The sequence below is a fragment of the Caulobacter radicis genome, from assembly GCF_003094615.1.
Lineage (GTDB): Bacteria > Pseudomonadota > Alphaproteobacteria > Caulobacterales > Caulobacteraceae > Caulobacter > Caulobacter radicis.
The window spans coordinates 119,337-126,984 of the sequence record NZ_QDKO01000037.1; the positions used below are offsets into that span (position 1 = coordinate 119,337).

General features: G+C 70.5%; 6 protein-coding genes. All 6 read left to right on the top strand.

What is annotated here, in order from left to right:
* Window positions 1-250 precede the first annotated feature (250 nt).
* Window positions 251-1,096: a TauD/TfdA dioxygenase family protein gene (locus DDF62_RS20485; RefSeq protein ID WP_116490812.1), complete on the top strand. Its 846-nt coding sequence runs from the start codon at window positions 251-253 to the stop codon at window positions 1,094-1,096.
* A gap of 104 nt (window positions 1,097-1,200) precedes the next feature.
* The gene (locus tag DDF62_RS20490; RefSeq protein WP_116490813.1) at window positions 1,201-3,816 is read left to right on the top strand and encodes a TonB-dependent receptor plug domain-containing protein; all 2,616 of its coding nucleotides are present in this window, start codon (window positions 1,201-1,203) and stop codon (window positions 3,814-3,816) included.
* A 12-nt stretch (window positions 3,817-3,828) separates the two neighbouring features.
* On the top strand, window positions 3,829-4,779 hold the full coding sequence (locus DDF62_RS20495; RefSeq protein WP_116490814.1) for an ABC transporter substrate-binding protein: 951 nt from the start codon (window positions 3,829-3,831) through the stop codon (window positions 4,777-4,779).
* Window positions 4,779-6,371, top strand: coding sequence for an FAD-dependent oxidoreductase (locus DDF62_RS20500; RefSeq protein WP_116490815.1), 1,593 nt, complete (start codon window positions 4,779-4,781; stop codon window positions 6,369-6,371). The genes DDF62_RS20495 and DDF62_RS20500 overlap by 1 nt, the downstream gene beginning before the upstream one ends.
* Window positions 6,368-6,760: a 4Fe-4S dicluster domain-containing protein gene (locus DDF62_RS20505; RefSeq protein ID WP_116490816.1), complete on the top strand. Its 393-nt coding sequence runs from the start codon at window positions 6,368-6,370 to the stop codon at window positions 6,758-6,760. Before DDF62_RS20500 ends, DDF62_RS20505 begins: the two co-directional genes overlap by 4 nt.
* Window positions 6,757-7,434, top strand: a complete 678-nt coding sequence (locus DDF62_RS20510) for a peroxiredoxin-like family protein (RefSeq protein ID WP_116490817.1) — start codon at window positions 6,757-6,759, stop codon at window positions 7,432-7,434. The genes DDF62_RS20505 and DDF62_RS20510 overlap by 4 nt, the downstream gene beginning before the upstream one ends.
* The last annotated feature ends 214 nt before the right edge of the window (window positions 7,435-7,648 follow it).

The following is a 7,648-nucleotide window of genomic DNA, read 5'->3' on the forward strand; positions in this document are numbered from 1 at the left end:
GTCAGAAAACTCTACGAAATCGATAGGAGTTTATTCGGCGATCGTCGGACGGGGCGCAAGCGCGCTGTCGAGGATGGCTGATCCTGCTCATTGACGCCGCTGAAATATGCGCGCGGCCAATGCCGTTTATTGCGGTTCGCGATATATAAATCTCTGAATTCTTTCTGAGAAATACTCGTTCGCGCCGTTTGGGCGCGCTGGCCATGTTCGCCTCCGCCGACCGTATCGCGTCGGCTGCAAGGAGGTTCCCATGAGCGCCGTCCTCGACCAGGTCCGCCAGGCCCTTGGCCTGACCGTCACGCCCGTCAGCCCGACCATCGGCGCCGAAGTCGCCGGGATCGACCTGCGCCAGACGCTTTCCCGCGAGCAGCGCGACGCCCTGAAGGCGCTGCTGCTCGACCGCAAGGTCCTGTTCTTCCGCGACCAGGACATCACCCGCGACCAGCAGCTGGCCTTCGCCGCCAACTTCGGCGAGGTCTACGCCCATCCGACCGGCGGCGTGGAGACCCACCGCGCCGTGCAGCCGATCTCGGCCGAGGCCTTCAAGAAATACGACATCCGCGAGAACCACTGGCACACCGACACCAGCTGGCGCGTGAACCCGTCGTTCGGCGCGGTGCTGAAGGCCGTGCACATTCCCGAGGTCGGCGGCGACACCATCTGGGCCGACGGCCACGCCATCTGGAAGGGCCTGCCCGACGACCTGAAGGCCGCCGTCGACGAGCTCTACGTCATCCACGACTACCAGGACGCCCTGAACCGCTCGGGCGAGCGCTATCCGCTGACGGCCCATCCGGCCATCCGCACCCATCCGGAGACCGGCCAGGAGATCTTCTGGATCAACTTCGGCCTCAAGCCCCGCTTCGTCGACCTGGCCCCGGACGAGAGCAAGGCGCTGCTGGCTCGCCTCTATGACGAGGTGAAGAAGCCCGAGCACCACGCCCGCTTCCGCTGGCGGCCGAATTCCGTGGCCCTGTGGGACAACCGCGCGGGCCTGCACTACGCCGTGCGCGACTACGGCGACTTCCCGCGGGTGATGGAGCGGGTGCTGATCGGTTCCGACGACGTGCCTTACCGCGAGCGCAAGCCTGCATGACGTCTGGTTGGCGTGGCCCCGCCGAAGCCGCGCCGCCGACCTTCCGACTTCTGAAAGACCAAGAACGACGCCGGGCCGATGCGCCCCGCGCGGGGGATAGACTTTTGACCTTTGTTTCCTCGTCCAAGACCCTGAAACGCTCGGCCTTCGCCGGACTGCTGCTGGCCTGCGCCTCGGGCGCGGCCCTGGCCGCCGAGCCGATCCCGGCCGTCGATGCGCCCGAAGCGGCGGCCGACGCCCTGGACGGCGTGGTCGTCACCGGCGTGCGCGGCGTGCGCCGCACCGTGGCCGACAGCCCCGCGCCGATCGACGTCATCTCGTCCGAGCAACTCACCGCCACCGGCAAGGTGGGCCTCAAGGAAGTGCTCAACACCCTGATCCCGTCGTTCAACCTGCCCGGCGTCAACGGCGGCGGCACCTCGTGGACGGTGCGGGCGATCACGCTTCGCGGCCTAAACGGCGACCAGGCCCTGTTCCTGGTCAATGGCAAGCGCCGCCACACCACCTCGCTGATCAACAACCTGGCCCGGGTGGGGCGCGGCGGCGTGCCGGTCGATCTGGACCTGATCCCGGCCTCGGCCATCGAGCGCATCGAGGTGCTGCGCGACGGCGCCTCGGCCCAGTACGGCTCGGACGCCATCGCCGGGGTCGTCAACATCATCCTGAAGAAGGACACTGCGGGCGGCGCGTTCTCCTACACCGGCGGCCAGAACTATCTGGGCGACGGCGACACCCACGCCGCCAGCCTGAACTTCGGCCGGTCGCTGGGCGACGACGGCGGCTTCCTGCAGCTGGCGATCAACTGGAAGAACAACGAGGCCGCCTCGCGCGCCGTGCCCTCCCGCGCCCAGTACCTCTACCAGCCGACCGTCACGACCGTCGGCGGCGTGACCACCGTCACCCCCGATCCGCGCGACGCCACGGCCGATCGCTACTTCTGGGGCGCCAGCTACGGCCCGGGCGAAGAGGACATCATCGCCACGGCCTACAACGCCGAACTGCCCTGGCGCGACCTGACCCTCTATTCCAGCGGCACGGTCAGCCACCGCTCGTCCAAGAAGGTCACCGGCAGTTTCCTGCCCAACCTGGCGCCGGTGACCGGCGTCACGGCCGGCCGGCCCCTGAACCGCAACTCGCTGCCCGAGGTCTATCCGAACGGCTTCAACGCCCTGCGCCGGATCTTCGAGCTCGACTGGCAGACCAGCCTGGGCGCGCGCGGCGAGACGGCCGGCTGGGCCTGGGACGCCTCGACCACCTTCGCCCAGGACCACGCCCAGCTCGACGGCCAGAACACCCTGAACGCCACGCTGGGCCCCGACAGCCCGACCTATTTCCACCTGTCGACCCACCAGTTCCAGCAGTGGACCAACAACCTTGATCTCACCCGCTCGTTCGAGGGCGTGCTGCCCCGGCCGTTGCAGGTGTCGTGGGGTCTGGAGCACCGCTACGAGCGCTTCCTGATCGAGGCCGGCGACGAGGCCTCCTACATCGTCGGCGACTACGTGATCCCGGCCGGCCAGCCGTTCGCCGGCCTGCGGCCCAACCCCGGCCTGTCGTCCTACGCCGGCACCGCGCCCGAGGACGCCGGCTCGGCCACCCGCCATTCCTATGCCGCCTATCTCGACGTCGGGACCGACCTGACCGAAAACTGGTACGTCGGCGCGGCGGTCCGCCACGAGCGCTACACCGGCGACGTGGGCGAGACGACCAGCGGAAAGCTGACCACCCGCTGGGAGTTCCTGCCCGGCTACGCCCTGCGCGCCACGGTCAGCAACGGCTTCCGCGCCCCCTCGCTGGGCCAGACGGTGTTCGCCACCTCGACCATCTCCGGCAGCCTGTGCCCGGCCGCGCCCAACAACACCTTCCGCGGCGCGGCCTGCACGCCGGGCGAATACCTGACCTTCCCGACCAAGGTGCTGCGCACCGACACCGCCGAGGCCAAGGCCCTGGGCGCCACGCCCCTGAAGCCCGAGACGTCCACCAACTACAGCTTCGGGATCACCGCCGAGCCCTTGCCGCGCCTGCGCCTGACGCTGGACGCCTACCAGATCGACATCGACGACCGCATCGTCGACACCAGCAACCTCGACCTGTCGGTGACCCAGCTCTCCTCGCAGCCGGCCCTGGTCGGGCTGCTGGCCCGCTTCCCGCAAGGGCTGACGGCGACCTACTACACCAACGCCGTCTCGACCCGGACCACGGGGATCGACTTCGTCGCCGAGTACGGCTTCGACCTCGGCTTCGCCGGCCGCCTCAACCTCAACGCCGCCTACGCCTTCAACAAGACCAAGGTCCGCGACGTCGCGCAGACGCCGGCCATCCTCAAGGCGGTCAACCCGAACCTCGTGCTGTTCGACCGCCAGAAGATCTCCGACCTCACCGTCGGCACGCCGCGCGAGAAGGTGGTGCTGGGCGCGGTCTGGAGCCGCGGCGCGGTGAGCGCCAGCCTGCGGGGCACGCGCTACGGCGAATACACCGAGGCCGGCACGTCGGTCAGCCTGGACCGGACCTACAGCCCCAAGTGGGTAGCCGATCTCGACATCGCCTGGGACGTCCGGCCGAACACCAACATCGCGGTCGGGGCCAACAACCTGTTCGACCAGTATCCCGACAAGATCGGCATCGTGAACGCCGACCAGGGCACGCTGCAATACGGCCTGTTCTCGCCCTTCGGCATCACCGGCGGCTACTACTACGCCCGCCTGACCCAACGCTTCTAAGGGGAGGGCGGCATGGACAGACGTCAGCTCATCATCGGCTTCGGCGCGCTCGCGGGGCTTAGTGGAGGCTTGGCCGCCTGCGGCAAGGGCAAGGCCGCCGCGCCGCTCAAGGTCGGCAGCCAGCGCGGCGGCACCAAGGCGGTGCTGATCGCCTCGGGCGCCCTGGAAGGCGTCCCCTACAGGATCGAATGGAGCGAGTTCCCGGCCGCCCAGCCGCTGCTCGAGGCCCTGGGCGCGGGGGCGGTCGATCTGGGCGAGGCCGGCGATGCGCCGTTCCTGTTCGCCTACGCCAGCGGCGCGAAGATCAAGGCCGTGCAGGCCGGCCGCAGCGGCGGCCGCTCCACCGCCATCCTCGTGCCCAGGGACTCGGCCGTCCGCACGCCCGCCGACCTGAAGGGCAGGAAGATCGCCACCGGACGCGGCTCAATCGGTCACTACCTGCTGCTGCGGGTGATCGAGAAGGCGGGGCTCTCGCCGGCGGATGTCGAGGTGGTGTTCCTCAGCCCCGGCGACGCCAAGGCCGCCTTCACGGCCGGCTCCATCGACGCCTGGGTGACCTGGGGCTCGTACGTGGCGCTGGCCCGGCTGCACGACAGCGCGCGGGTCCTGGCCGACGGCGAGGGCTATCTCAGCGGCAACGGCTACGAGGCCGCCAGCGTCAAGGCGATCCTCACCAAGCGGCCCCAGATCGAGGATTTCCTGCGCCGGCTGGCCAAGGCCCGCCGCTGGGCCGCCCAGAACCCCGACGCCTTCGCCGCCGTGCTGTCGAAGGAGACGGGCCTGTCGCTGGACATCGCCCGCTGGACGGTCAGCAACTACAAGGCCATCCCCGTGCCGATCGACGAGACGTCGGTGGCCGAGGCGCGCTCGCTGCTCGACCATTTCCGCGCGGCCGGGGCGATCAGGTCGGAGCTGGACCCGGCCGGCGCCTTCGACGCCTCGTTCAACGCGGCGATCGCCTGATGGCGCAGGACGACGATACCTCCCACTGGGAAACCGACGTTCTGGTGATCGGCGGAGGGCTGGCCGGAACCTGGGCCGCCATCGCCGCCGCGCGCGAGGGCGCGCGGGTGATCCTGGCCGACAAGGGATACTGCGGAACCAGCGGCGTCACCGCCACGGCCGGTCCCGGCCACTGGTGGGTTCCGCCCGAGCATCGCGAGGCGGCCGTCGCCGACCGGCTGAAGCGCTCTCTGGGCCTGGGCGATCCCGACTGGATGGCGCGGATCATCGACCTGACCTGGACCAGCCTGCCGCAGCTCTCCCGTCACTACGCCTTCTCGACCGACGAACAGGGGCGCGTGCAGTATCGCGGCCTGCGCGGTCCCGAATACATGCGGGCCATGCGCGCCTTCGCGCTGGAGGCCGGGGCGACCATCCTCGACCACCATCCGGCGCTGGAACTGCTGACGGATTCCGATGGCGTGGTCACCGGGGCCGCGGGCGTCGCCCTGCGCGGCGAGCGGCCGTGGACGATCCGGGCCGGGGCGGTGGTGCTGGCCACCGGCGGCTGCGCCTTCGCCTCGCGCCTGCTGGGATCGGCGACCAATACCGGAGACGGCCTGCTGATGGGCGTCGAGGCCGGGGCGGATCTCTCGGGCATGGAGTTCACCAACTACTACACGCCCATGCAGGCGGGCACGAACATGGCCCGCTCGATGAGTTTCGCCTTCGCCCGCTGGTTCGACGAGGCCGACCACGAACTCGACATCCCGGCGGGCCCCGACGTCAGCCCCCACCTGGCCCGCGCCCTGCTGAAGGGGCGGCTCTATTGCCGGCTCGACCGCATCCCGCGCGACATCCGCGAGGTGATGCCGCAGGTGCAGCCCAATTTCGTGCGCCCCTTCGCCCGCATGGGCGTCGACGCCTATGCCGAGCGTTTCGAGGTCTCGCTCGTCTCGGAGGGCACGGTGCGCGGCATCGGCGGGCTGCGCATCGACGGCCGGCTCTGCCAGACCGCGGCCCCGGGCCTGTTCGCCGCCGGCGACGCGGCCAGCCGCGAACTGGTCACCGGCGCGATCTCGGGCGGCGGGGCGGTGAACTCGTCCTGGGCGCTGTCGTCGGGCCAATGGGCCGGGCAGGGCGCGGCGGCGTTCGCCCGCCAGCGTGGGAGCGCCTCGGGACGTCTGCACCACATCGGCCAGGCCGGGTTGCGACCCCGCAGCCGCCTGGCGAGCGTGGACCTGCCGGCCGCCGTCCAGACCGTCCGCGACGAGATGGGCGCCTACGACCGCAACATCTTCCGCACGGGCGAGGCCCTGGCCGCCTCGGGTGAGAAACTCGACGAGGCCTGGCGCGAGATCGCCGCCCATGCCGGCGGCTGGGGCAGGGGGCTTCTTCGGGCGCGCGAGGCCGCCGCCCTAGTCGCCGCCGCCCGCTGGAGCAAGGCCAGCGCCCTGCAACGCCGCGAGAGCCGGGGCATGCACCGTCGCGAGGACGCGCCGGGCCAAGATCCCCGCCTGGCGTCGCGCCAGCGCGCCCTGGGCCTGGACCATGTCGTCACCCGCTTCGAGGCGGCCAGCCCTGAAAACGCCAGGCTGGAGGCCGTCGCATGATCGAGGTCGTGATCGACGACCGCTGCGGCGGCTGCGGATCCTGCGTCGACGTCTGTCCCAGCGACGTGCTGGCGCGCGGGCCTGGCGGCAAGGCGGTGATCGCTCGCCAGGCCGACTGCCAGACCTGCTACCTGTGCGAGCTCTACTGTCCGGAAGACGCCCTGTTCGTCTGGCCGCAGACCGACCGCGTCGCGGGGATCACCGCGCAGCAGGCCCTGGCCACCGGCGATGTCGGCGGCTTCCGGCGCGACAGCGGCTGGGACGAGCACGCCGCCACCCACACCAACCAGCACTGGCGCATGGGGGCGATCTTCGAGCGCGCCCGCCTGATGGCGATCGAAGACGCCGCCGCCAACACCGCTCGAACCGAGGACGGGAGGACCAAATGAGCCAAGACACCCTACGCGAGCGCCTGGCCGCTCTGCATGCCGAACGCGTCCGCACCTGGGAGCCGGCGGCGCTGAAGATCAACATCGACCAGCGCGCCCGCCTGGTCGAGGCGGCCGATCCCGACGCCTGGGTCAAGGTCGGCGACAAGGTCGCGCCCTTCGTGCTGAAGGACGTCGAGGGCGGCGACCTGACCCTGGAAAGCCTGACCGCCAAGGGGCCGGCGGTGCTGATCTTCTTCCGCTTCGCCGGCTGCCCGGCCTGCAACATCGCCTTGCCCTATTACGAGGAGCGCCTGGCGCCGGCCCTGGCGGCGATCGGCGCGACCCTGACGGCCGTCAGCCCGCAGGTTCCCGAGCGCCTGGGCGAGATCCGCGCGCGCCATGGCCTCAGCTACAAGGTCGCCGCCGATCTCGGTAACGAACTGGGTCGCCGGTTCGGCGTCACCTACGTCGCCGACCAGGCCAGCCAGGACGCTCAGCGGGCCAAGGGCAGCTTCATCGGCGACGTCACCGGCACGGGCACCTGGGAGCTGCCGCAGCCGGCCGTCGTGGTGATCGACCGCAAGGGCGTCGTCCGCTTCGCCGACGTCAGCCCCGACTGGCTGGCCCGCACCGAAGCCGACCCGATCATCGCCGCCGTCCGCGCCCTGACCCCAGCGCCCGTGGCGGTGTGAAACCAAAAGATCCTCCCCCTCTGGGGGAGGTGGCCCGAAGGGCCGGAGGGGGGGCGTTCTCAGCTTCCGAGGTGTGGGCCGGTTTCCATCGCCTTTCCACTCGCTAAAGCCCTTCCCCCTCGATGGGGGAAGGGTTGGGATGGGGGTGACGCCGCGCGTTCAGCCCGTACGTCCTTTCAAGCCTGACCGCCGCAGCCACCCCCAACCCCGGCCC